This is a genomic window from Kribbella sp. C-35 (assembly GCF_046549195.1).
Classification (GTDB): domain Bacteria; phylum Actinomycetota; class Actinomycetes; order Propionibacteriales; family Kribbellaceae; genus Kribbella.
On sequence record NZ_JAJPWG010000001.1, the window covers coordinates 1,563,609 to 1,587,801 of the forward strand.

The following is a 24,193-nucleotide window of genomic DNA, read 5'->3' on the forward strand; positions in this document are numbered from 1 at the left end:
CCTCAGCACCCGACCATAGGTAGCTCGCGCGCTACTGTGCTGACAGTAGAAGGCTGATCGTGCTGTGGTTGGCGAGCCCGCCGAGTGCGCCGAGAGCGCGGAAGGTCAGGGTCACGTCGACGACCGTGGGCGAGTCGAGCAGGACCCGGAACGCCGCCTCCTGACGATGCTCACCGCTCAGTTCGTGCACCGGCAGGTCCAACTGGAGTCCGCGGACCGGTTCGGCCTCGACGGCCAACGGCCCGGTGACGAAACCGTCGTTGACGACCGTCACGGCGAGCGTGTGCCACTCGCCTGGCTTCAGGGTCCCGATCGGCGCACCGCTGCGGGCAACGTTCACGCGCGCCTCCGGGTTGATCGTCACGGCGAGCGGCGCATCGGTGTCGACCGGTCCGCAACAGCCGATCGCGGGTGCCTGGTGCGTCATCAGTCGACCTCACATTCTTCGCCTCGCGAGCGGTACGCAGCCTGCGCCTCGTCGTACGCCTGCCGCGCGGCGTCCCGCTCGCTCTCCCGGATGAATCCCGACTTCACCTTCCACAGTTGGTCGACGGAGTCGTGCAGCCACTGAGCGCTGCGGCGGGACGCCCGGATCGGGCGGCCGCCGACCTCGAGGAAGATCGGCTGGGTGTGCACGCTGCGCAGGATCCGCAGCGCCAGCCAGGACGAGCGCTCGACCGGCAGGTCGAAGGAAACCTGCTGCTCGGTGCCGTCGGCAACCAATTCCTGCGTTGCCACCGGGACGCCGTTGAGCACGACCTCCAGCAGGACTTTCCGGGACGTTCCGATCCGGGCACGTTCGAGGTGCCAGCCCATCGGCGCGCTGTACACCAGCCGCCCCGGCGGCGCCGGCGGCGGCTCCTCGGGCAGCCACGCGGCGACGGTCGCGCTGACCCGCACCGGGCCGGGCCCGTCCATCGGGTGCTCACGGCTGACGTCACCGTCGACGGCCAGGTCGAACACGTGACTGCGGCCGTCACCGAAGTACGACGCGCCCTCCCGCAGACCGGTGTTCCACGCCTCGATCGCCTGTGGTCCGGTCGGCGGCTCGGCCAGTCGCACGTACGTCCGCCCGACTCCCGGGCCGTCGTCGTAGATGCACGGATAGTCGGTCTCGCCGAGCATCAGGGTGCGGTAGCCGACGCTGAGCAGGTGGTACCAGATGTTCAGCTCGGCCGCGGGTGCGAACTGGGTGCCGCACTGGAAGTCGGCCGTTCCGAGCGGTACGTCGACGACGATCTCGTTGGAGCCGATGCCCTGGAACGACGGGACGATGTAGTTCGGGAGTTCCTCGGTGCCGACGCCCAGCCCGATTCCACAGTGCGCGTATCCGACCAGTGCCCCCTGTTCCTTGGCCCAGCGCAGTACCGGCAGGTTCCAGGACGGCCAGTCCTCGATCAGATTCGTTCCGGGGTAGTCCTGGTCGGTGAGGCCGAGCAGAATCAGATGGCCGGAATGACTGGACGGAAACCCGGAAACTTCCACGTCGTACCGCAGGGTGCTTTCCCCGTCCCGATCGGTCGGCTGCGGGGCCCAGGTCATGCCCTGCGCGGCCTGCATCGCCGGATCTTCCAGGTCGGCCGGCGGGCTGATCGCCGCACCGGTGAAGAACTGTTTCTGGTGGTAGTAGCAGGGCGCCCAGGTGAGCACGCTGCCGAGCCACAGGCCCTCGCCGCGGACGTGCCGGATCATCGTTTCCGGCGTGACGCCTTCGCTCGGAACGTTGTAGTGCGAGCAGCCGCCGGCGTGGATGTGCGGGTCGCCCGAGTAGTAGCCGCGGCTCGCCGGATCGACCCAGCGGTCGAGCATGATCGGAATTTCCGACGTTTCCGCGTCGACGTCGGCGTCCAGCAGCACCGGCCGATACTCAGGCCCGCGGATCGCGGAAATCTCGTACCGCCCCGCGGGCAGCCGGATCATCTCGCCTGTCGCCCGGTACACGTGCTCGTGGAAGAACATGTCCGGCGCCAGCCGCATCGCCTTCGACGGGTACGTACGCCCTTGCGCGTCCCGGACCGTGATCGCGGCCATGCAACTCCGCCCGTCGGGCTCGCGGACGTCGATCCGGATCTCGTCTGCCGGCGCGCAGTCGAACTCGAACGACGCGGCGTACTCGCCCAACTCGAAGCTCGTCCGCTGGTAGGCGAGCCCCTGCGGCGTCCGGCTCAGACTGTGATGGTTGTGCTCGTCCTCGGCGACCAGCATCAACCCGCCCGACCGGACGCCGCCGTCGCGGCTGTAGAGGCTGATCACCTTGTATTCGACCTCGAATCCGGACAGCTCACCGGGCCCGGCGAGCTTCGCGTCCAACCACGCGTTCTTGATCCGCGGCACGACGGTCAGCGTGTCGGCCAGCGCGATCCGCGCGGAGTGGCTGTGGTAGTCGATCAGCCCGTACACCCCGCCGTTCCCCGTGCTCAGGTTGGCCTCGAGCCGATGCGGATTGGACACCCGCACCAGGAAGCTGCGCCAACCGTGCTGGACAAGTCGCGGCGGCGCGGCACCGGGCGCGCACAGCGCCGTCCCGCGCTCGTCGATCGACACGTCCAGCAGGACGAACGGCCGCAGCAGAGTCTCGAGCTGCGTACGGCGCTCCGCGTCGCTCAGCGAGCTGCTCTCCAGCTTGGACAGCTGAGTGACCGCCTCGGCGGGCAGCGGATCGCCGAGGTCCTGCAGTTTCCGGACGGCGCGGGCTGCGGATGCGAACAATGGCTGTACTGGGGGCTCTGACACCGAGGACCTCCCTGTTGGCGAGTTCCTTCGCGACCCTACTCGGCGTGGTCTACCTCAGCACCTCTAATAACGCGGCGACGTCGGCCTGGTCCAGGTCGCGGGCGCCGATCAGCGCCTGCATCAAGAGGCCGTCCAGGGCGGCCACCAACAGCCTCGCCTTCTGGGGATCCGCGGTGAACGCCCTGGCGATCTCGGTCAACGGCTCCAACCACGCGCCGGCCGTCTCCCGCAGGTCCGGCCGCCGAGCCGCGTACAGGTACAACTCGTAGAGCGCCAGCGTCCGGCCACGTCGCCGTACGACGCTGTGCTCGATCAGCCGCGCCAACTCGTCGGCGGGTCGCGCACCCAGCTCGCTCCCGCGACCGTGCAGCTCGACGGCGAGGTCCTCCGCGGCCGACTGGAGGGCCGCGACCAGGAGGTCGTCCAGTGTCGGAAAGTGATAGGTGATCGAGGCGACCGAGACATCGGCCACCGCAGCCACCGCGCGATGACTCACACCTGCGACTCCGTCGCGTTCGATCACGGTCAAGGTCGCCGCGAGCAGCTCGCTCCGGCGCTGCTCACCGCGCGCCCGGCGCCCGTCGACACCCCGCCTGACCTGCACGAACAGCAAACTATCAGGACATCTGTACGGATTGATTTTGCTGTCCGGAATCGCGGGATCCAGCGTTTTCCGCGACTTAGGCTCGGATTTCGTGGCCCCTGAACTGACGACAGCGATGCGGCGCGCCCTGAAGCGCGCGGACGACGGCAAGACCCTCGACCCGGTGGAGGTGGAGGTGCTGCTCGGCGCGACCGGCGACGCGCTGACCGCGCTGATGACCACCGCGGCAAGGGTCCGCGACCAAGGGCTGGCCGACGCCGGCCGGCCGGGGATCATCACGTACTCGAAGAAGGTCTTCATCCCGCTGACGCGGTTGTGCCGGGACAGGTGCCACTACTGCACGTTCGCGACCACGCCCGGCCGGGTGCACGCGCCGTACCTGTCGCCCGACGAGGTGCTGGAGATCGCGCGGCAGGGAGCGGCGCTGGGCTGCAAGGAGGCGCTGTTCACGCTGGGCGATGCGCCCGAGGAGCGGTGGGACGCGGCGCGGCAGTGGCTCGACGAGGCTGGGTACGACAGCACGCTCGACTACGTCCGGGCGATGGCGATCCGGGTCCTCGAGGAGACCGGTCTGCTGCCGCATCTGAACCCCGGCGTGATGTCGTGGCAGGACCTGCAGCGGCTGAAGCCGGTCGCGCCGAGCATGGGGATGATGCTGGAGACCACGTCGCGGCGGCTGTTCGAGGAGAAGGGCCAGCCGCACTTCGGGTCGCCCGACAAGGACCCGGCGGTCCGGCTCCGGGTGCTCGAGGACGCCGGGCGGTCGAACGTGCCGTTCACGACCGGGCTGCTGATCGGCATCGGGGAAACGCTGCCGGAACGTTCCGACTCGATTTTCGCGTTGCGGAAAATCGCCCGGCAGTACAACGGCATCCAGGAAGTCATCATCCAGGGTTTCCGGGTGAAGCCGGACACCGCGATGCGCAACGACGCCGACGTACCGCTGGACGAGTGGCTGGCCGCGATCGCCGTGACGCGGATCGTGCTCGGGCCGCGGGTCCGCGTCCAGGCGCCGCCGAACCTGGTCGACCTCTCCGAGTGCCGTGCGCTGCTCGACGCCGGCGTGGACGACTTCGGCGGGGTCTCGCCGCTCACCCCGGACCACGTGAACCCGGAGCGCCCGTGGCCGCAGATCGACGACCTCGCGAAGGTGACCGCCGACGCCGGGTTCACCCTTCGGGAGCGGCTGACGGCGCATCCCGAGTACCTCCGCGAGCCATGGCTCGACCCGCGACTCATCTCCCACGTGGAGGCTTTGGTCGATCCTGCCACGGGTCTCGCGAACGAGGAGGCGCGGCCGGTCGGCCTGCCGTGGCAGGAGCCCGACGGCGGCTGGGACAGCGTCGGCCGCACCGACCTCCACACCGCAATCGATACCGAGGGCCGGCGTACGGAAACGAGGTCCGACTTCGACGCGGCGTACGGCGACTGGGATGTACTGCGCGAGCAGGTCGCCGGTCGTTCGGCACCTGAACGGATCGAAGGTGATGTGAAAGAAGCTCTCGCCGCCGCTGAGCGTGACCCCGCCGGGCTTTCCGATTCCCAGGCGCTCACGTTGATGACTGCTACCGGGCCGGCGCTCGACCAGCTCGCGGAGATCGCGGACAACTTGCGGAAGGCAACAGTCGGGGACGACGTCACCTATGTGGTGAACCGGAACATCAACTTCACCAACGTCTGCTACACCGGCTGCCGGTTCTGCGCGTTCGCCCAGCGCCGTACCGACGCCGACGCCTACTCCCTGTCGATGGACGAGGTCGGCCAGCGCGCCGAGGAGGCGTGGGTGATCGGCGCGACCGAGGTCTGCATGCAGGGCGGCATCCACCCCGACCTTCCCGGTACGGCGTACGCCGACCTGGTCCGCGCGGTCAAGGACCGGGTCCCGGAGATGCACGTCCACGCGTACTCGCCGATGGAGATCGTGAACGGCTCGGTCCGCACCGGCCTGTCGATCGAGGAGTTCCTGATCTCGGTGAAGGAGGCCGGCCTGGACAGCATCCCCGGCACCGCGGCCGAGATCCTCGACGACGACGTGCGCTGGATCCTCACCAAGGGAAAGTTGCCGACGGCAAGCTGGATCGAGGTGATCAGCACCGCGCACAAGGTCGGCCTGCCGTCCAGCTCGACGATGATGTACGGCCACGTCGACGCGCCGCACCACTGGGTCCAGCACCTGCGCACGATCGCCGCGGTGCAGGACGAGACCGGCGGCTTCACCGAGTTCGTGCTGCTCCCGTTCATCCACCAGAACTCGCCGATCTACCTGGCCGGCGTCGCCCGGCCGGGCCCGACGTACGACGAGAACCGGGCGGTGCACGCGATGGCGCGGATCATGCTGCACGGGCGGATCGACAACATCCAGTGCTCGTGGGTGAAGCTCGGCGTGGACGGCTGCGTCGACGTACTGAACGGCGGCGTCAACGACATCGGCGGCACGCTGATGGAGGAGACCATCAGCCGGATGGCCGGCTCCAAGCACGGCAGCCGCAAGTCGATCGCCGAACTCACCGCGATGGCCACCGCCGCCGGCCGCCCGGCCCGCCAGCGAACCACGACGTACGGCGACGTCCCGGCCCGCCCGGCGACCGAGCTCGAACTCGCCTGACGCTCCTCCTCCGGGAGCGCCAGGCGACTGGTCACTTGACCGGGTCGAGGTCGACGGCCCGGTTACGGCGCTTGCTGCCGACCCGGTGCCCGAGCGCGACCAGCAGGTTGCCGACGACGTAGATGCTGCCCGTGACGACGAAGTACCCGAACGGCCAGGCGTTCGGATCCGCCGGGAACGCCTGGCTGTGGTCGCCGACCCAGCTGCGCATCAGGTACACCAACTGGAACGTGAAGCAGTAGCCGAAGATCGCGACGTACGCGACGTAGGCCGACAGCCGGTTGCGCAGGAAGAAGCCGAGCGGAAAGGCGAACAGGACGGTGGCGATGGCGATCACGGGAATCCCCTCCTCGAGTAGTTGACCCCCTCACGATCGCTTCGCCGCACTGCCTTCCACATCGGTGCTGTCGCCGGACTTCGGTCGTGGCCGGCCACTAAGTGCTGGCACTGGTGCGCGAGCGGCGCTCCGCCGTCATCATGTGGTTGTGCTCCGGACTCGGCGTCTGGTCGTTGCCGCGACGGCCCTGTTCGTCGCGGCCGCCGCCGTACGCGCGGTGCTCGCCTACGGCCCGCCCTCGATCGATTCGCCCGGGTACTGGCCGCTGACGACGGCTCTGTTGCTGCCGGCGCTGCTCCTCGGTTGGCTTGTCGCCGTTCGGGTACCGGCGAGTCCGATCGGGCCCGCGCTGACGCTGACGGCCACGACGCCCGCCCTGGTCTTCCTGGCCGAGGACTGGGGCGCGACAGCTCGAACCTCGACGCCGTGGCCGTCGGCCACCACTGTGGACGAGGTCGCGGTTGGCGCATGGCCGTGGCTCTTCGTCGGGTTCGTCACGTTGGTGCTGCTGTTTCCGGACGGTTTGCTGCCGGGGCGCCGGTGGCGGTGGATCTGGGCGGCGATGCCGGTCTCGGCCACGTTGGTGACCTACGTCGTCGGGCGTGAGGGCCCTCTGACCCCGGTGCCGGTGATCCTGATCGTCGTCGCCTTCGGGGGGTTCCTCGCGACGTTGCTCGCGGCCGCGTCCAGCCTTGTGGTGCGGTACCGGCGGGGCGATCAGCTCACCCGGGAACGGTTGCGTTGGTTGATGGCCGCGGCGCTCTCCGTGCCGATCCTGCTCGCCGCGAGTTGGCTGGCGACCGCGCTCGGCGTGCCCGGGACGTTGGCCTACACCTGGTTCCTGATCGCCATGCTCTTCCTCGTCCCGGCCGCGATCACCGTCGCGATCCTGCGGCACGACCTGTTCGACATCGACCGGCTGCTCGGCGCGACCGTCAGCTGGCTCGTCACCACCCTGATCTCGGCGAGCGTGTTCGCGGTCGTGGTCCTGGTGGTCGGCGGATACTTCCCCGACCGGGTCGGCATCACGACCGCGGCCTTCGTCACCGCACTTGTCCTGCTTCCGCTGTACCACTGGATCCACCGCGCGATCGGCAGGCTGGTCGACCCGGACCGGACCGTCGCGCTGGCTCGGATCCGCGCCTTCGTCCGGCGAGTCCGCGACGGGGAGGCCGAGCCGGAGCAGATCGAGTCCGTTCTGCGCTCCGCGCTCGACGACCCCGGGCTGCGGGTGCTGCTGCGTCGCCCCGGAGCGGAACTCGTCGTACCCGACGACGCGATCCCGTTGCAGACCGGCGACTCCGTGGTCGGCGCGTTGGTCCTCGGTACGACGTCTGCGCGGCGGGTCCGGCGGGCGCGCGAAGCGGTCGTGGAGGCCCGGCTGCCGATCGAGGTCAGCCGGTTGCGCCTGGAGCTCCGGGAAGCGCTGGCCGAGGTGCGGTCGAGTCGGGCCCGGCTGATGGACGAGGTCAACGCGGAGCGACAGCGGCTGGAGCGCGATCTGCACGACGGCGCGCAGCAGCGGCTGATCGCGATCGGGATGCGGCTACGGTCAGTGCAGTACCAGTTGTCGCCCGGCGTACCGGCGTACCGGGAGCTCGACGAGGTGGTGGAAACGCTCGAGCACACTGTCGCGGAGCTCCGGCGGATCGCGCACGGCGTACGGCCGAGTCGGCTCGACGACGGTCTTGCCGTCGCACTGCGGGAGCTGGTCGCGGACAGCACGCTGCCGGTCGATCTCGTCGTACCCGAACTGGAAGTCGGTGAGAGTGCGGCGACGACGATCTACTTCACGGTCGGCGAGGCGATCGCGAACGCGCTCAAGCACGCGCGGGCGACCCGGATCTCGATCTCTGTCGGCGTGACCGATCAGGTACTGCGGGCCGTCGTACGTGACGACGGTGTCGGCGGGGCCCGGGAGGGGTTCGGGCTGACGTCGATGCGAGACCGGGTCGCTTCGGTCGGCGGAGAGTTCACGGTCGACAGCCCGCCCGGGGCCGGGACCTCGATCACCGTGGAGATCCCGTGCGCATCGTGATCGGCGAGGATTCCGCCTTGTTCCGTGAGGGTCTGAGCCGGCTGCTGACCGAGAACGGGCACGACGTCGCCGGTACGGCGGAGACCGCGGACTCCCTCGTCGACGTCGTGAGAGCGGTGGATCCCGACCTGACCATCATCGACGTACGGATGCCGCCGACGATGACGGACGACGGAGCGCGGGCCGCGGTCACGCTGCGCGCGGAGCGGCCGGACCGCCCGATCCTGATGCTGTCGCAGCACATCGAGACGCGGCACGTGGTCGGACTCGTCGGCACCGGCGGGTTCGGGTACCTGCTCAAGGACCGGGTGCTGCGTGTCGGCGACTTCCTGGACGCGATGCGCCGGGTCGTGGACGGTGGATCGGCGCTCGATCCGGCGATCGTCGCCGCCCTCGTGACGCCGACGCGGGCCGACGACCCCCTGGCCGCGTTGTCCGCGCGGGAACGCGAGGTGCTCGCACTGGTGGCGGAGGGGCGCTCGAACGGCGCGATCGCCGCGCAGCTGGTGCTCGCCGAGCGGACCGTCGAGAGCCACATGCGGAGCATTTTCCAGAAGCTGCGCATCGACGACGCCCCGGACACCCACCGCCGCGTGCTCGCCGTCCTGACCCAGCTCGCCAATGAGCACAGGAAGTCTTGACGAGTGGTTAGTTGTTGCAGAAGGCAACATCTGCACGGAAAGTGAGGGAATTTTTACTGAGCGTTGCTTACTTCAAAGGCAATGCAAATGTTTGAACCGGAGGATTCCCGGTACGCGGGGCCGCGTGACAACGTTCTCTTGTCGGCGGCGGACGGGTCGCCGGCATCAGGTCCAGGTGGATTTCGCAGTACTCCCGTCCGCGACCGGACTGTACCTCCCCTGCCGGTCACGGAATGAGACGCGGGACCGCCCTCCTTCGGGCCACTGCCCTCTCGGGGCAACAGCAGGACGCCGGCCGTGCCGGTGGGGTGTTGGTCGCCAGTGAGGTGGCGACCAACGCCCGGCACGGTCGGCGTTTCTTACTGAAGACCGCCTCTCTGTACTGGTGCTGCTGGGGACCAGTACAGCGAGGCGGTTCTGTTTTCCGGGCCTGTTTTCCGGCCTAGTAGGGGTAGGTGTCGTCCCGCCGGGTGGGATCCAGATCCCACAGGGAGAACTCGACGATCTTGTGGGACTCCTCGCCGCCGCCGGGGATGAGCCCGAACGACTCGTACTCCTTCGAGCCCAGCCCGTCGAGGTAACAGAGCAGCTCGAACGCCGACTGGGCGTCCTCGATGTCGTCGATCACCTCGTCGTTCTGCGCCTCGTCCGCGCGGCTCCGCACGTACTGCACGAAGGCGTCCGGGTCCGTCACCACGTAGTCGTACCTCGCCTGGTAGCTGAGCCGGACCCCGCTCTCCGGCAGCAGCGGCTCCTCCAGCTCCTCGAGGTCGTCCAGGGACCCGCCCTCGACGATCTCCCGGTAGTCCGCGGGGTCGTCGAAGTCGTCCGGTCCCAGCGGCAGGTCGTCCAGCTCGTCGGGGTCGTACGAGTCGATCCCGAGGAAGATGTCGCCCCAGCCTCGTTCGTGCACGGCGTCCGCGAGCGCCCGGGCCTGGACCCGGACGTTCTCGATCGCGCCGGTGGCCCGCAGGTCGTGCAGGTCCAGAGCGTCAGCCTGCTCCAGCAGCACCCGGGCTAGTTCACGGGCGGCCTCGGCAGCCGACGCGGGTTCGATCGGCTCACTCATGCTGCGACGGTACAACCATGGGCACCTCCGTTGCCGAGCCCGGTACTCCGAACGCGTCGATGAGCTCCACCGCGGCCGGACGGACGACCGCGCACAGCTCGTTGACGAGCGCGGTGATCGCCTTCGATCGCCCGGGTGAGAGCCGCCCGTGCTCGAGGTACCAGGCGCGCTCCGCCTCGATCGTCGCCAGCGCGTGCAGGTCGTACACATCCTGCAACTGGGGCCGGATCTCCTCCGGCGCGTTCCGCACCGCGGACTGGAACGCCTCGAGAACGATCCGGTCCACATGCGCCCGGCCGGCCGCGATCACGTGGTCCTGGCACCGGTTGAACACGTCGAACGGATCGTCGCCGGCATCGATCCCACCCTTCAGCCGCCGCGCCACTCCCGACAGCATGTGCTCCTCCCGGAACCGCAACAGCCCCGAGTGGTACGCGTCGTCCCGCAACCCGGCATCCGGATCCCCTGTGTCACTCCGGTCGCTCCGATTCGGTACGACGTCCCGCAGCCGCTCGATCAGCGGACGCAAAGCCGCCTTCTCGACCGCGATCTCCACCGCCTGCGCCGTGACGAACCTCGCCATACCCAACGGGTCCAACTTGCCGAACGACTCGCGGTAGTCCGTCAGCAGTCCCTTCGCCACCAATTGCAGCAAGACCGTGTTGTCGCCCTCGAAGGTGGTGAACACGTCGGTGTCCGCCTTCAGCGTCGCCAACCGGTTCTCGGCCAGGTATCCCGCGCCGCCGCACGCCTCCCGGCACATCTGGATCGTCTCGGTCGCGTGCCACGTCCCGAGCGCCTTGGTCCCCGCTGCCTGCGCCTCCAACGCCCGCCGGTCGTGCTCGCCCTGGTCGTCGTCGAACACCCGGGCGAACTCCTCCACCAGCTCGGCCTGCGCGAAGTGCAGCGCATATGTCCGCGCGAGCAACGGCAGCAGCCTGCGCTGATGCATCCGGTAGTCGAGCAGGATCGCCTCCTCGTTGCTTCCCGGAGCACCGAACTGACGTCGCTGAGCGCCGTACCTGATCGCGATCGTCAGCGCCACCTTGCTCGCGTTGATCGCCGCGCCACCGACGGACACCCGGCCCTGCACCAGCGTGCCGAGCATGGTGAAGAACCGGCGGTCCGGGTTCTCGATCGCGCTGCTGTAGTTGCCGTCCGCATCGACCTGGGCGTAGCGGTCGAGCAACGCCTCCCGTGGCACCCGGACCTGGTCGAAGACGACCCGCCCGTTGTCGACCCCGTTCAGCCCGAGCTTCGGCCCGCAGTCCGACAAGGTCACGCCCGGGAGCGCGGCACCGTCCGCACCCCGGATCGGCACCATCAGGCAGTGCACACCGTGGCTCTCGCCGCCGACGATCAACTGCGCGAACACGGCCGCCATCCGCCCATGCCGTGCCGCGTTGCCGATGTAGTCCTTCCGCGCCGCCGCCGACGGGGTGTGGACGACGAACTCTCCCGCCGCCTCGTCGTACGTCGCCGTGGTGCCGAGCGCCTGCACGTTCGACCCGTGACCGGTCTCGGTCATCGCGAAGCAGCCGAGCAGCCGCCCGCTGATCGCATCCGCCAGATACCGCTCGTGATGCTTCTCGGTCCCGAGGTGCAGGATCGCGCCGGCGAACAGACCGAACTGCACACCGGCCTTCACCATCAGCGACAGGTCGCCGAAGGCCAGCGTCTCGAACGCCGCGATGAACCCGCCCAGGTCCGCCTCGCCGCCGTACTCCTTCGGATAGCCCCGCGCGGGCAGCCCGTCCGCGGCCGACTGCAGCAGCAGGTCGAGGATCCGGTCCCGGTACTCGTCCCGTGGCAGCCGGACCGCCAGGTCGCCCAAGTCAGCGTGTGCGCCCAGCCCTGCCCGCACGACGTCCCGCGCCGCCTTGTGCGGCCCGTCCAAGTAGTCCCGCATCGCCGATGTCCTCATGCCCTATAACTTACGAGGAATCGCCACTACTTTCCGTCACCGCTTCGCGACTGTGGAAAACCTGGCATCAATCCGCATCTGCGGCGGTAGGCTGTCTCTCGTGCCGAACTTGCGGATCAGTGAGGCGGCCGCGCTCCTGGGGGTCAGCGACGACACGGTGCGGCGCTGGATCGATCAGGGCCGATTGCGGTCGAAGCAGGAGAACGGACGGATGGCCGTCGACGGGCAAGCGCTCGCCGCGTTCGCCCAGGAGCTGGCGGACTCACCGGAGCCGGGGCATACCGCCGCGGCCTCGGCGCGCAACCGGATGCGGGGGATCGTCACCCGGGTGCTCAAGGACGGTGTGATGGCCCAGGTCGAGATGCAGGCCGGGCCGTTCCGCGTCGTGTCGCTGATGAGTCGCGAGGCCGCCGACGAGCTCGGCCTCGAGCCCGGCGTGGTGGCCGTCGCCTCCATCAAGTCCACCCATGTCGTCGTCGAGATCCCGGAGGCCTGATGTTCCGCCGTACCGCGTTGGCCGCCCTCGCCGCTGTCGCCGCGCTCGCCCTCGCGGCATGTGGCGACGAGACCCCGGCGGCATCGTCTCCGTCGAACAGCACGCCCGCCCTGTCGGGCACGGTGAACGTCTTCGCCGCCGCCTCGCTGACCGGCACGTTCACCCAGCTGGGCAAGGACTTCGAGGCCGCGCATCCCGGCGTGAAGGTGACCTTCAACTTCGCCGGCAGCTCGGCACTCGCGAAGCAGATCAACTCCGGCGCGCCCGCGGACGTCTTCGCGTCGGCGGCGCCGAAGAACATGGACGACGTCACGGACAAGGGCACTCCGACGAACTTCGTGAAGAACACGCTGGAGATCGCCGTACCGAAGGGCAACCCGGGCAAGATCACTGGGATCAAAGATTTCGCGGACAAGGACAAGAAGATCGCGATCTGCGCCGCACAGGTGCCGTGCGGCGCGGCGGCCGCGAAGGTGTTCGCGGCGGTCGGCATCACCGCGCAACCGGACAGCCTCGAGCAGGACGTGAAGGCAGCGCTCACCAAGGTCAGCCTCGGTGAAGTCGACGCGGCCCTCGTGTACAAGACCGACGTACTGTCCGCCAAGGACAAGGTCGAGGGCATCGAGTTCCCGGAGTCCAGCAAGGCCGTGAACGAGTACCCGATCGCCACGCTGACCAAGGCTCCGAACCCGGACGGCGCCAAGACGTTCGTCGACTACGTCTTGTCCGACAAGGGCAAGGCGGTCCTGACCGCCGCGGGATTCGACGCACCGTGAGTCGTCGTGGCAGGAGCACTAGCGGGCGGCTGCCCCTGGTACTCCTGCTGCCTGCTCTGCTCGGGCTGGCGTTCCTGCTCGTCCCCTTGGTCGGTCTGCTGATCAAGGCACCTTGGTCGACGTTGCCGGGGCGCCTGTTCAGTGCCGACGTGTGGCAGGCGCTGCGGTTGTCACTGGTGTGCGCGACTGCCGCTACTGCGCTGTGCTTGGTATTAGGTGTTCCGCTGGCGTGGTTGCTCGCCCGCGGCGGGCTGCCGGGGCGGAGTGTGATCCGCGCGTTCGTAACTGTTCCGCTGGTGCTGCCGCCGGTGGTTGGTGGCGTTGCGTTGTTGCTGGTACTCGGACGACGCGGTCTGGTCGGTCAGCACCTCGATACGTGGTTCGGCATCTCACTACCGTTCACGACTGCCGGTGTGATTGTTGCTGAGGCCTTTGTGGCTATGCCATTCCTGGTGATCTCCGTGGAGGGCGCACTGCGTGCCGCTGACCCACGGTACGAGGAGGCGGCCGCAACACTCGGTGCCGGACGGTGGCTGACGTTCCGGCGCGTGACACTGCCTTCGATCGCACCTGGCGTTGTCGCCGGGACAGTGCTCTGCTGGGCGCGTGCACTGGGTGAGTTCGGCGCCACCATCACCTTCGCCGGCAACTTCCCGGGCCGTACGACGACCATGCCGTTGGCCGTGTACCTGGCGTTGGAGACTGACCCCGACGTGGCCGTCGTACTGAGTCTGGTGCTCCTGCTGGTGTCTGTCGTCGTACTGGCATCTCTCCGCGAGCGCTGGATCGGTGGACTCCGATGACTCTGTACGCCGATGTTCAGGTGAGCCGCGGCTCCTTCGAGCTCGCACTGGACCTGACTGTCGAGCCAGGTGAGGTTGTCGCACTTCTCGGCCCCAACGGAGCCGGCAAGACCACAGCGCTCCGTGCCATCGCCGGACTGCTCGCAGTGGACCGCGGACGCATCGCGCTGGACGACACGGTGTGGGACGAGCCACCGCGCACGTTTCGTACGCCGGACCGCCGGCCGATCGGTGTGGTGTTCCAGGACTACCTGCTGTTCAACCACCTGAGCTGCTTGGAGAACGTAGCGTTCGGCCTTCGCGCCCGCGGTGTGGAGAAGCAGACCGCCCGGCTGGAGGCCACGCGCTGGCTGGAAACGGTCGGCTTGTCGGAATACGCCCGTACTCGTCCGCGCGCGCTGTCCGGCGGACAAGCGCAACGCGTGGCCCTGGCCCGGGCGCTGGCCACCGACCCCGAACTCCTGCTGCTCGACGAACCACTAGCCGCACTGGACGCCGGTACGACGCTTCACGTCCGAGCCGAACTGGGCCAGCACCTCAACCGCTTCGAAGGCCGCACCCTCCTGGTCACACACGACCCGCTGGACGCCATGGTGCTGGCCGACCGCCTGGTCATCATCGAGAACGGCCAGGTCGTCCAGGAAGGCAAACCCACCGAGGTGGCCCGCCGCCCCCGCACCGACTACGTGGCTCAGCTAGTAGGCCTCAACCTCTACCGCGGGGACGCTTCAGGCACAGCAGTCAGGCTGCCCGAGGGCGGCACAATCACCCTTGCCGAACCAGCCACCGGCCCAGTCCACGTAGCCTTCCCACCCACCGCCGTCAGCCTCTACGTAGAACCCCCGTCCGGCAGCCCCCGCAACACCTGGCCGGCTGTAGTCACCGGCATAGAGCAACACGCCCACACAGTCAGAGTCCGCCTAGACGCCTCCCCCACCGGCCCCGCCGACCTCCTAGCCGACATCACCCCCGCCGCAGTAGCCGACCTCCACCTAACCCCCGGCCAACCCCTCCACACCACCCTCAAAGCCACCGAGGTGCACACCTACCCGGTGTGAGTCGTCCCGGGCACGACGCATCCGCCTCGGAGTTACGGGCTGTGATGTTGTTGGGGTGGATTGACATGTTGTCTCGGGGGGATTCACGCTCGGGATTCGCGGTTCGGTAACGAAGAGTGTTTAGTTACTCACTCGTAGTGCGTGGGTTCTTCACACGAGAGTGATGACATCGTGCACTACGCCGACCCCGGTCGAGGCGCCCAAGATGTGGCGGGGCCACGAAAGGGGGGTCGGACAGTCATGCATGAGAGTTACGAGTTCTACTGCCTTGCGGATCGGCGGTTCTACGAGACGCCGGCCAACCGTGGTGCGCAGCATCCGGACTTCGCGATCACCCAGCGGCCCGTGCCGAGCGGGTGGCAGCACGTACCCGGTGAGCAGTGGATGCACTACGCGCCGGACGGTCTCCGGCTTCCCCAGCAGGGCTGGAAGATCCACGTCTCGGCCCGCCTCCAGGATGTCGAGCGGACCCTCGAGGCCGTGTGGGAGTACTGCGTCCCGCGCGGCATCGCGTTCAAGTTCCTGCGCAACGAGGCCGTCCTCGTGATGACGAACTCGAAGGCTGCTCCCCGCGGGTCGAGCGGCAAGCTGGTGACGATCTACCCGACCGACGACACGCAGCTCAAGCTCCTGCTCAAGGAGCTCGACGAAGTCCTCCAAGGTGTCGAAGGCCCTTATATCCTGAGCGATCTGCGCTACGCCGAAGGTCCGCTGTTCGTCCGGTACGGCGCCTTCGTCAGCAGGCACTGCCTCTCTCCGACCGGCGAACGCGTCCTGGCGATCGAGGACGCGCAGGGCAATCTCGTCCCGGACCACCGCGGCCCGACCTTCGTCCTGCCGCCCTGGGTCCAGCTCCCGGACTTCCTGCGGCCGCACCTCGACGCACGCAACGCGGTCACCACCAACGACCTCGCGTACACGATCGACGGCGTCATCCAGTTCTCCAACGGCGGCGGCGTGTACCTCGGCCACCACAACGAGACCGGCGACCGCGTCGTACTCAAGGAGGGCCGCCCGCACGCGGGTCTCGACATGGCCGGGCGGGACGCGGTCGCGCGGATCGCCCACGAGCGCGACATCCTCGAGCAGCTGGACGGCCTGGACGCCGTACCGAAGACGCACGACTACCTGCAACTGGGTGACCATCACTTCCTCGTGCAGGAGCACATCGACTCGGTGTCGCTGCAGCGCGAGCTGGTACGGCGTTATCCGCTGACGCATCCGGATGCATCCGAGGCCGACAAGGCGGCGTACGCCGAATGGGCGACCGCGATGATCGCCAAGGTCGGCGAGGCCGTCAGCCAGTTGCACGAGCGCGGTGTGGTGTTCTGCGACCTGCACCCGGACAACCTGCTGCTCGACGTGAACGGCAAGCTGACGCTGATCGACTTCGAGGTCGCGACCCGGGCCGAGGACCACGCCCGCTCGACGCTCGCCCATCCTGGGTACGCCGCTCCGCAGGACCGGCAAGGTGTCGACGTCGACCGGTACGCGCTCGCCTGTATCGCGCTCGGCGTTTATGCGCCGCAGGCAACGATCTTGCTGAATCTCCATCCCGGCAAGGCGTTCCAGCTCGCCGACATGATCGCCGACACCTTCCCGGTGCCACGGGCCGCGCTCGACGAGGCGGTCCGGACGATCGTCGGCGCCAACACCGCCAATGAGCTCGAAGACCTGGCGCTGCCCGGCAAGGCCGAGTGGACCGACGTACGCGCGGCGCTCACCAAGTCGATCGTCGCCGCAGCGACCCCGGAACGCACCGACCGCCTGTTCCCCGGCGACATCGCGCAGTTCCGCGACGGCGGCGGCATCAACCTCGCCACCGGCGCGGCCGGCGTCCTCTATGCGCTCGCCAAGACCGGCGCCGGACGCTTCCCGGAGTATGACGACTGGCTGCGCAAGCAAGCCCTCAACACGGCGACCGGCCCCGGTCTGTACGACGGTCTGCACGGTGTCGCCCACGTCCTCGACGAACTCGGCCACCGGCAGGACGCACTGGACCTGGTCGAACGCACTCTCGCCGACGACTGGAGCTCCCGCGAGCTCGGGCTGCACTCCGGCCTGGCCGGCATCGGCCTGAACCTCCTGCACTTCGACACCGAGCCGATGCTCCGCGCGAAGGCGGTCCGGGTCCTCGACCTGGTAGCAGACCGCCTCGACCAAGACGTACCGGAGATCAGCGGTGGTCAGCATGCCCGCGCCGGTCTGATGTACGGCGCCTCCGGGCCGGCGTTGCTGTTCCTCAACGCGTTCGAGCAGCTCGGAGACACCGGTCTGCTCGACCTTGCGGAGATCGCGATCCGGCAGGACCTCAAGCGCACCGTGCTCACCGAGGACGGGATGCGCCAGGTCAACCAGGGCTGGCGAACGCTGCCGTACCTCGAAGAGGGCTCGGCCGGCGTCGCCCTCGTCCTCGAGCGCTACCTGCGCCACCGCCCGTCCGAAGAGCTCGCCGTCACGCTGCAAGAGCTCAAGCGGGTCACGCACTGCTCCTATTACGTCCAGCCCGGGCTCTTCATGGGTCGCGCCGGCATTCTCCTCACCGCCGCCGCCCTCGACGATCAGGTCGATGACCTGGTGCACGGCCTGGGTTGGCACGCGATGCCGTTCGAGGGCGGCCTCGCGTACCCGGGCAACCAGCTGCTCCGTCTCTCGATGGACCTGGCCACCGGATCGGCCGGCGTCCTGCTGGCTCTGGGTACGGCGCTGCACGACGCGCCGGTGTCCCTCCCGTTCCTCGGACCTCCCCAGTGGTCCGAGTCTTCATCCCGACGATCTGCACCGAAGGAGGTGTAAAAACATGGCACTTCTCGACCTTCAGGGTCTGGAGACCCCGGGTTACGGCCACGGCGGCCACCACCACGGCGGCTCCACGCTGACCGTGCTGGGCTGCGCTTCGCAGACCCCGAGCAACCTGAGCCTGCTGCTCTGCCACTGATACGGCACCTGTATGTCAGGTAGTGAGGCCCTGGGTGGGCGTAGGCCTACCCAGGGCCGACCTGTCTCCGGGTAGCTCCGAGCCCGCGGGCTCGTTGTGTTGTTGGGAGAGAGAGTGAGGTGATCGACTCCGTGCAGGCTTATCCATGCGCCGAGCGTCTGACGCTCGTGGAGCAGGTGCACGGTTGTACCGTCGCGGACCCGTACCGCTGGCTCGAGAACGCTTCGGCGTCCGAGCACTGGCTGCGGGACCAGGACGACCTGTGGCTGACGTACGCCGCGTCACTGCCCGGCCGGTTCCGCTGGAAGAACCGCGTCCGGCAGTTGTCCGACGTCAGCAGCGTGTCCACGCCCGTGTGGCGTGGCGATCGCTGCTTCACCTTGCGCCGCGAGACCGGCCGGCAGTACGCCGTGCTGTACGTCGACGAGACACCGCTCATCGACCCGAAGCAACTCGATCCGAGCGGTCTGACCACGCTCGACGCCTGGCAGCCCTCTCCGGACGGCACCAAGCTGGCATACCAACTCTCCCGCGGCGGCGACGAGCGCTCGTCGCTCCACGTCCTCGACGTGCTGACGGGCGAGCTGATCGACGGCCCGATCGACGGCTGCCGCTACTCCCCCGTGGCTTGGCTCCCGGACGGCGACACCTTCTACTACGTGCGCTTCCGTCAGGTACGCCGCCACCGCCTGGGCGACCCCGACGACGCCACGATCCTCGCCGGCGAGGCGTCGTACGGACTGGAGATCAGCGCGGACGGTCGTTGGCTCGCGATCTGTACGACGACCGACGTGTGGCTCGCCGACCTGACGACGGACGCGCCGCCGCAGCACCTCCCGCAGGACGCGACCACGATCATGTCGGTCGGTCCGGACGGCCGTTTGTACGTCGTCACCACGCAGGACGCGCCCACCGGCCGGATCTGCGTCGGCGACCCGACCGAGCCGAGCGTCTGGCACGACTACATCCAGCCGAACGCGCCGCTGACCGGCCTCGCCGTACTCGACGACGTCGTCCTGGTGAGCACCGCAACCGAGATCACCATCCACGACCGGCCAACCGGCCGACGGCTCCGGACCCTCGAGCTCCCGGGCCACGGGTCCGTCGGATCGCTCACCGCGCACGGTAATCGCGCGTGGTTCAGTTACACAGACAGCGTCACGCCGCCGACGGTCTGCTCCCACGACGCGAGCACAGGGCAAACGACCCAGCCAACCAAATCCCAGGACCTTGAAACACACCAGCTGACCACCAACTCCGATGTCGAGTTGCGGGTGATCGGCCAGCCCGGACCGCGTCCAACGATTCTCTACGGGTACGGCGGGTTCGGGCAGTCGCTCACCCCGACGTACTCCGCCTTCGCGCTGGCCTGGGTCGAAGCGGGTGGCTCCTTTGTCACCGCGACCCTCCGCGGCGACGGCGCAGCGGGCACCCGCCACACCAAGCAGGACACCGTCGACGACTTCATCGCCGCCGCCGAGCACCTGATCGCCGACGGCTGGACCACCGCCGACCAGCTCGCCATCTGCGGCGAGTCGAACGGCGGTCTGCTCACCGCGGCCGCACTCACCCAACGCCCGGAGCTGTTCGCGGCCGCGGTCTGCTCGGCGCCGCTGACGGACATGATCCGCTACGAGCTCTCAGGTCTCGGCGAACGCTGGACCGCGGAGTACGGCTCGGTCAAGAACCCGGACGACTTCAAGACTCTGGCGAGCTACTCGCCGTACCACCGCGTCGCCGACGGCGTGAAGTACCCGGCCGTGCTGCTGACGGCGTTCGGGAACGACACTCGCGTGGACCCGCTGCACGCGAGGAAGCTGTGCGCGGCGCTGCAGCACGCGACGGCGAGCAGTCGGCCGGTGCTCCTGAGGTTCGAGCCGGACGCCGGACATACGACCGGCGGCATCAACCTCGCCGCCGACATGCTCGCCTTCCTCGCCAACGAGACGGGCCTGGGCCAATGATCACCTTCAATCAGGTGGCCAAGCACGGTCGGGGCTGGTTGCCGTTGATCGGGGTCAACGCGCTCATCGGCAGCGCCGTCACGCTCGCGCTCCCGACCATCCTCGGCCGTTCGGTCGACTCGATCGTGGCCGGCACCGGCTACACGCGCTGGCTGGTCGTCGCTGCCGCGCTCATCGGGCTCGGCATCGCGGCGAGCATCGTCGACGCGTTCGCCGGCGCGGCCTGTGTCGCCGAGACCACGGCCTGGCTGCGCCATCGACTGGTCCGGCACGTCGTCCGCGGCGGCCCCGGCGGTACGCGCGACTTCGAGACCGGCGACCTCGTCACCCGCGTCTCGGCCAACGCCACCGACGCCGCTCAGGCCGGACCGGCTGCGGTGACCGCGATCGCCGCCATCGCGCCCCCGCTCGGCAGCCTCGTCCTGCTGGCAGTGATCGACCCCTGGCTGGCCGCCGCGTTCTTCGGCGGCGTCCTGCTCGTGGTCCTCGTCCTCTGGACCTTCGCCAAGCGGACGGCCGACGTCAGCCTCGCCTACCAAGAAGCCCAGGGCCGCATCGCCGCCCTGCTGTCCGAGTCGCTCACCGGCATCCGCACGATCACGGCCGCCGGTACGACGGAACGCGAGGAGCGCCGCATCCTCGGCCTCCTCCCCGAACTGCACCGCAACGGCGTCGTAACCTGGCGGATCCTGGCTCGCTCCGGCGCACAGGCCGCGGTCGTCGGCCCGCTCGTCCTGGTCGCAGTCCTGGCCGTCGGCGGACTGCAGCTCGTGGCCGGCAACATCACCGCGGGCGAGCTGTTCGCCGCCTCGCAGTACGCCGTACTCGGCGCCGGGCTCGGCAACCTGACCGGTGTCCTCGGCGAGCTCGCCCGCGCCAAGGCCGGCGTCCAGCGGTCTGCCGAGGTGATCGCGGTCGAGCCCGTCGCGCACGGCACCTTGACGCTGCCGGCCGGTACCGGGCAGCTGACGTTCGACGGGGTCAGTGTGGTCGCGGACGGGAACGTCCTGCTGGACAACGTGAATCTCGATCTTCCGGGTGGAATCACGATCGCGGTCGTCGGCCCGAGCGGCGCCGGCAAGTCGGTCTTCGCGGCGGTTGCCGCGCGGCTGCGGGATCCGTCGACCGGCCAGGTCTCGCTGGACGGCGTACCGCTGCAGGCCGTCAGCCGGCGCGCGCTGCGCAGCGCGGTCGGGTGCGCGTTCGAGCGCCCGCAGCTGGTCGGCCGCACGGTCGGCGAGGCGCTCGACCCGCACGCGGTCAGCCCGATCCGGACCCTCGCCGCTGCCCGCGCCACGCACGCCCACGACTTCGTCAGCCGCCTGCCCGACGGGTACTTCACTTCGTTGCGCAAGGCACCGATGTCCGGCGGCGAACGGCAACGCCTCGGTCTGGCCCGCGCCTGGTCGGCCGGTCGCCTGCTGGTCCTCGACGACGCGACATCGAGCCTGGACACCGCGACCGAACGCCAGATCAGCCGCACCCTCACCGAGGACCGGCACCACCGCACCCGCCTGATCGTCACCCACCGCCCAGCCACGGCGGCGCGCGCAGACCTGGTCATCTGGCTCGACCACGGTCAGGTCCAAGCCATCGCCCCCCACGCCGACCTCTGGCACAACACGTCGTACCGAGCCGTGTTCGGATGAGGCGAGAGCTGTCGTACGGCGCTGCCGCGTTGCGGAAGCGGGCCACGGTCAAGTTGATCGGGTGGTCGGTTCCGGAGATCCTGCCGACGGCGGTGTACGGGATCGCGGTGGCGCGGGCGACGGACAGCTTTCTCGACGGGCATGCGTGGCAAGGAATCGCCTGGCTGGGCGGGCTCGTCGCGACGGCTGGCCTAGGGGCGGCCGGCGCGCGGCAGGTGTACGGGCGGCTCGGTGAGCTGGTCGAGCCGTTGCGGGACGATCTGGTACGCCGGGTTGTCGGCGGCACGCTCCGGTCCGGGGACGACGGGGCGGTTGCGCGGCTGAACCGGCAGGTGGAGATCGTCCGCGACACGTTCGCGGGGCTGGTCCTCGTACTGCGCAGTTTCGCGGTCACGCTATTCGGCGTACTGACCGGGTTGTTGTCACTCGCCCCGCTCGTCGCCGCGTTTGTCGTACCGCCGTTCTTGCTGGGGTTCGTGCTGTCGCTCGCGGTCCTCGGGATGGCGGCGGACCGGGTGCGCGCATCGCTGACCGCAGACGAGGAACTCGCGTCGTCGGCCGGCATGGTGTTCAGCGGGGTGCGCGACATCTCCGCGTCCGGGACCGAGGAGTACGCCGAGTGGCTGGCCGGCCAGCCGATCGAGGCGCACGCAGCGGCGGAGCGCGCGCTGGCGAAGGTGTCGGCGCTGCGGACGTTGTGTTTCGCGGTCGGCGGATGGCTGCCGCTGCTGATCCTGCTCGCGACCGGGCCGTGGCTGGTGGGGCGTGGAGTCAGCACGGGCACGCTCCTCGGCGGGCTCACCTATGTCCTGATCGGCTTGCAACCGGCGCTGAACACGGTGATGAACGCTCTGGGCGACAGCGGCCTGCGGTACGTGATCACGCTCGGCCGGATCCTCGACACCTCGGCACCGACCGAAGAACCGCGACCGGTCGACGAGCTGAACGGCTACCAGGTCCGGCTGCGCGGGCTGACGTTCGCGTACGGCCCCAAAGCCGAGCCGGTACTCGACAACCTCGAGCTGACGATCCCCGAAGGCGAACACCTCGCCGTCGTCGGCCCCAGCGGCATCGGCAAGTCGACGCTGGCCGGCCTGGTCTGCGGAATGCTGACACCGACTGGTGGGCGGGTGCTGGTCGGTGGTGCACCGCCGACGGACGTGACCACGGAGCGGCTCGCCGAGACGCGCGTGCTGATCCCGCAGGAGGCCTACGTCTTCAGCGGGACCGTGCGCGACAACCTCACGTATTTGTTGCCCGAAGCAACAGATCACCAGCTCGAGCTCGCCGTCAAAACCGTTGGCGCCGACCAGCTCGTCGAACGCATCGGCGGCCTGCACGCCGACCTCCGGCCGAACGCACTCTCCGCCGGCGAGAAGCAGCTGATCGCACTGGTGCGCGCGTACCTGTCCCCCGCTCCGCTCGTCGTACTCGACGAAGCGACCTGCTTCCTCGACCCCGAGGCCGAACGCCAGGCCGAGGAAGCCTTCGCCAAGCGCCCCGGCACGCTGATCGTGATCGCGCACCGGATCAGCTCGGCCCTGCGCGCCAAGCGGATCCTTGTCCTCGACGGCAGCCAGGCCGCCCTCGGCAGCCACACCAGGCTGATGCGCACGTCCCGCATGTACCGCGACCTGCACGGCAGTTGGACGCCCGCGACTCAGATCCAGCCGGCGTCCTGAGCCTTCCGGATCGCCTCGATCCGGCTGCGGGATCCGGTCTTGGCGAGGATCCGGGACAGGTAGTTCCGCACCGTGCCCGCACTGAGGCTGAGGGTGCGGGCGACCTCCTGCGCCGTCGCGCCGGTAGTGACGTGCCGCAGTACCTCGCACTCACGATCGGTCAGCGGGTTGTCACCGGCCTTCAACGCCGCCACAGCCAGCCGTACGTCGACCACGGGCAGCCCCTTCGCCACATCGCGCACCGCCTGCACGAGGAGGTCCGTGGTCGCATCGGTCGCGATCAACCCGATCCGCGGCGCCTGCTTCACCAGCGCCAGGCTGGTCGCCGCGATCGCCTCGTGGTCGATCAGCACCAGCACACCGCGCCCGGCGAGTTTGCGGCAGAGCTCCTCGATCCGGAGCCGGCCGGGCAAGTGCGGGTCGAGCAGGAACACGTCCGGACGCCGCCCGGCCACCTGGAGGACGTCCTCCGAGCGGTCCAGCTCGGCCACCACGTCCAGGTCGTTCTCCCTTGCCAGCACCGCGGCCAGTGCACCACGCACCAACGTGCCGCGATGGCCGAGAGCCACTCGGATCACCGCTTCTGCCCCCATCACATCCGTCGCCTCATCCGCCGGCTGCCGCGCCCCCGATCGCCAGGCGGCGGCACCCGTGTCTCGATCAACGAGCGAACTCTCCGGACGACACGGGAACACCCCGTCGAAGTGCTCCCGAAAGCCCGTTCCGGGCGGTGGTAAACCGATCGGTTCCATCCCTGTGGCTATCGGCGTGTCGAGCCCGGAAACCGTTCTGTTGTTGGGGTTTCGGAATGTCAGACCATGGAAAAAGTTCGGGGCAGATCCGAATCTGGGGTTGCGTTTCCGCCGAACCTCGCAC

Annotated in this window: 19 protein-coding genes; 12 read left to right on the plus strand and 7 right to left on the minus strand. The window is 69.0% G+C overall.

The window, feature by feature from the left end; translation table 11 throughout:
* Positions 1–31 precede the first annotated feature (31 nt).
* From ACLJOO_RS07955 to ACLJOO_RS07965, 3 genes are read right to left on the minus strand one after another with little or no spacing between them, the layout of a single operon-like run.
* On the minus strand, positions 32–427 hold the full coding sequence (locus ACLJOO_RS07955; protein ID WP_410786184.1) for a hypothetical protein: 396 nt from the start codon (positions 425–427) through the stop codon (positions 32–34).
* Entirely contained in the window at positions 427–2,733 is a 2,307-nt protein-coding gene (locus ACLJOO_RS07960; RefSeq protein ID WP_410786185.1) for a CehA/McbA family metallohydrolase, read from the minus strand. The genes ACLJOO_RS07955 and ACLJOO_RS07960 overlap by 1 nt, the downstream gene beginning before the upstream one ends.
* Before the next feature lie 49 nt (positions 2,734–2,782).
* Positions 2,783–3,337, minus strand: coding sequence for a TetR/AcrR family transcriptional regulator (locus tag ACLJOO_RS07965; RefSeq protein ID WP_327638263.1), 555 nt, complete (start codon positions 3,335–3,337; stop codon positions 2,783–2,785).
* A gap of 115 nt (positions 3,338–3,452) precedes the next feature.
* Between ACLJOO_RS07965 and ACLJOO_RS07970 the strand changes: the two genes are divergently transcribed.
* Positions 3,453–5,942, plus strand: coding sequence for a bifunctional FO biosynthesis protein CofGH (locus ACLJOO_RS07970; RefSeq protein WP_410787132.1), 2,490 nt, complete (start codon positions 3,453–3,455; stop codon positions 5,940–5,942).
* 31 nt (positions 5,943–5,973) lie between these two features.
* Here the strand turns inward: ACLJOO_RS07970 and ACLJOO_RS07975 are convergent, their stop codons facing one another.
* Positions 5,974–6,279 (minus strand): hypothetical protein, encoded by a 306-nt coding sequence (locus ACLJOO_RS07975; RefSeq protein WP_410786186.1) that lies wholly within the window; start codon positions 6,277–6,279, stop codon positions 5,974–5,976.
* A 148-nt stretch (positions 6,280–6,427) separates the two neighbouring features.
* On the opposite strand from ACLJOO_RS07975, the gene ACLJOO_RS07980 reads away from it, so the two are divergent.
* Positions 6,428–8,317 carry a histidine kinase gene (locus ACLJOO_RS07980; protein ID WP_410786187.1) on the plus strand — a complete coding sequence of 630 codons (1,890 nt, stop codon included), beginning with the start codon at positions 6,428–6,430 and terminating at the stop codon, positions 8,315–8,317.
* Positions 8,305–8,958, plus strand: coding sequence for a LuxR C-terminal-related transcriptional regulator (locus ACLJOO_RS07985; RefSeq protein WP_410786188.1), 654 nt, complete (start codon positions 8,305–8,307; stop codon positions 8,956–8,958). Before ACLJOO_RS07980 ends, ACLJOO_RS07985 begins: the two co-directional genes overlap by 13 nt.
* Positions 8,959–9,400: 442 nt before the next feature.
* On the opposite strand, the gene ACLJOO_RS07990 is transcribed toward ACLJOO_RS07985, so the two are convergent.
* Both ACLJOO_RS07990 and ACLJOO_RS07995 read right to left on the minus strand, forming a co-directional pair.
* Positions 9,401–10,027 carry a hypothetical protein gene (locus ACLJOO_RS07990; RefSeq protein ID WP_410786189.1) on the minus strand — a complete coding sequence of 209 codons (627 nt, stop codon included), beginning with the start codon at positions 10,025–10,027 and terminating at the stop codon, positions 9,401–9,403.
* Positions 10,020–11,951 carry an acyl-CoA dehydrogenase gene (locus ACLJOO_RS07995; protein ID WP_410786191.1) on the minus strand — a complete coding sequence of 644 codons (1,932 nt, stop codon included), beginning with the start codon at positions 11,949–11,951 and terminating at the stop codon, positions 10,020–10,022. Before ACLJOO_RS07995 ends, ACLJOO_RS07990 begins: the two co-directional genes overlap by 8 nt.
* Positions 11,952–12,051: 100 nt before the next feature.
* Between ACLJOO_RS07995 and ACLJOO_RS08000 the strand changes: the two genes are divergently transcribed.
* The 9 genes from ACLJOO_RS08000 (at position 12,052) to ACLJOO_RS08040 (ending at position 23,317) form a co-directional block, all read left to right on the plus strand.
* Positions 12,052–12,447 (plus strand): molybdopterin-binding protein, encoded by a 396-nt coding sequence (locus ACLJOO_RS08000; RefSeq protein ID WP_131296616.1) that lies wholly within the window; start codon positions 12,052–12,054, stop codon positions 12,445–12,447.
* Positions 12,447–13,223, plus strand: a complete 777-nt coding sequence (modA, locus tag ACLJOO_RS08005) for a molybdate ABC transporter substrate-binding protein (protein WP_410786192.1) — start codon at positions 12,447–12,449, stop codon at positions 13,221–13,223. The genes ACLJOO_RS08000 and modA overlap by 1 nt, the downstream gene beginning before the upstream one ends.
* The gene (gene modB / locus ACLJOO_RS08010) at positions 13,220–14,026 is read left to right on the plus strand and encodes a molybdate ABC transporter permease subunit (protein ID WP_410786193.1); all 807 of its coding nucleotides are present in this window, start codon (positions 13,220–13,222) and stop codon (positions 14,024–14,026) included. Before modA ends, modB begins: the two co-directional genes overlap by 4 nt.
* On the plus strand, positions 14,023–15,084 hold the full coding sequence (locus ACLJOO_RS08015) for an ABC transporter ATP-binding protein (protein ID WP_410786195.1): 1,062 nt from the start codon (positions 14,023–14,025) through the stop codon (positions 15,082–15,084). Before modB ends, ACLJOO_RS08015 begins: the two co-directional genes overlap by 4 nt.
* Positions 15,085–15,324: 240 nt before the next feature.
* Positions 15,325–17,880 (plus strand): class III lanthionine synthetase LanKC, encoded by a 2,556-nt coding sequence (gene lanKC / locus ACLJOO_RS08020; protein ID WP_410786196.1) that lies wholly within the window; start codon positions 15,325–15,327, stop codon positions 17,878–17,880.
* A gap of 4 nt (positions 17,881–17,884) precedes the next feature.
* The gene (locus ACLJOO_RS08025; protein ID WP_130387812.1) at positions 17,885–18,022 is read left to right on the plus strand and encodes a SapB/AmfS family lanthipeptide; all 138 of its coding nucleotides are present in this window, start codon (positions 17,885–17,887) and stop codon (positions 18,020–18,022) included.
* A gap of 119 nt (positions 18,023–18,141) precedes the next feature.
* On the plus strand, positions 18,142–19,986 hold the full coding sequence (locus ACLJOO_RS08030; RefSeq protein ID WP_410786198.1) for a prolyl oligopeptidase family serine peptidase: 1,845 nt from the start codon (positions 18,142–18,144) through the stop codon (positions 19,984–19,986).
* A 14-nt stretch (positions 19,987–20,000) separates the two neighbouring features.
* Positions 20,001–21,635 carry an ABC transporter ATP-binding protein gene (locus ACLJOO_RS08035; protein WP_410786199.1) on the plus strand — a complete coding sequence of 545 codons (1,635 nt, stop codon included), beginning with the start codon at positions 20,001–20,003 and terminating at the stop codon, positions 21,633–21,635.
* Positions 21,632–23,317 (plus strand): ABC transporter ATP-binding protein, encoded by a 1,686-nt coding sequence (locus tag ACLJOO_RS08040; RefSeq protein WP_410786200.1) that lies wholly within the window; start codon positions 21,632–21,634, stop codon positions 23,315–23,317. The genes ACLJOO_RS08035 and ACLJOO_RS08040 overlap by 4 nt, the downstream gene beginning before the upstream one ends.
* Here the strand turns inward: ACLJOO_RS08040 and ACLJOO_RS08045 are convergent.
* Positions 23,296–23,895, minus strand: coding sequence for a response regulator transcription factor (locus tag ACLJOO_RS08045; protein ID WP_410786201.1), 600 nt, complete (start codon positions 23,893–23,895; stop codon positions 23,296–23,298). The two genes, ACLJOO_RS08040 and ACLJOO_RS08045, sit on opposite strands and share 22 nt — an antisense overlap.
* Between the last annotated feature and the right edge of the window lie 298 nt (positions 23,896–24,193).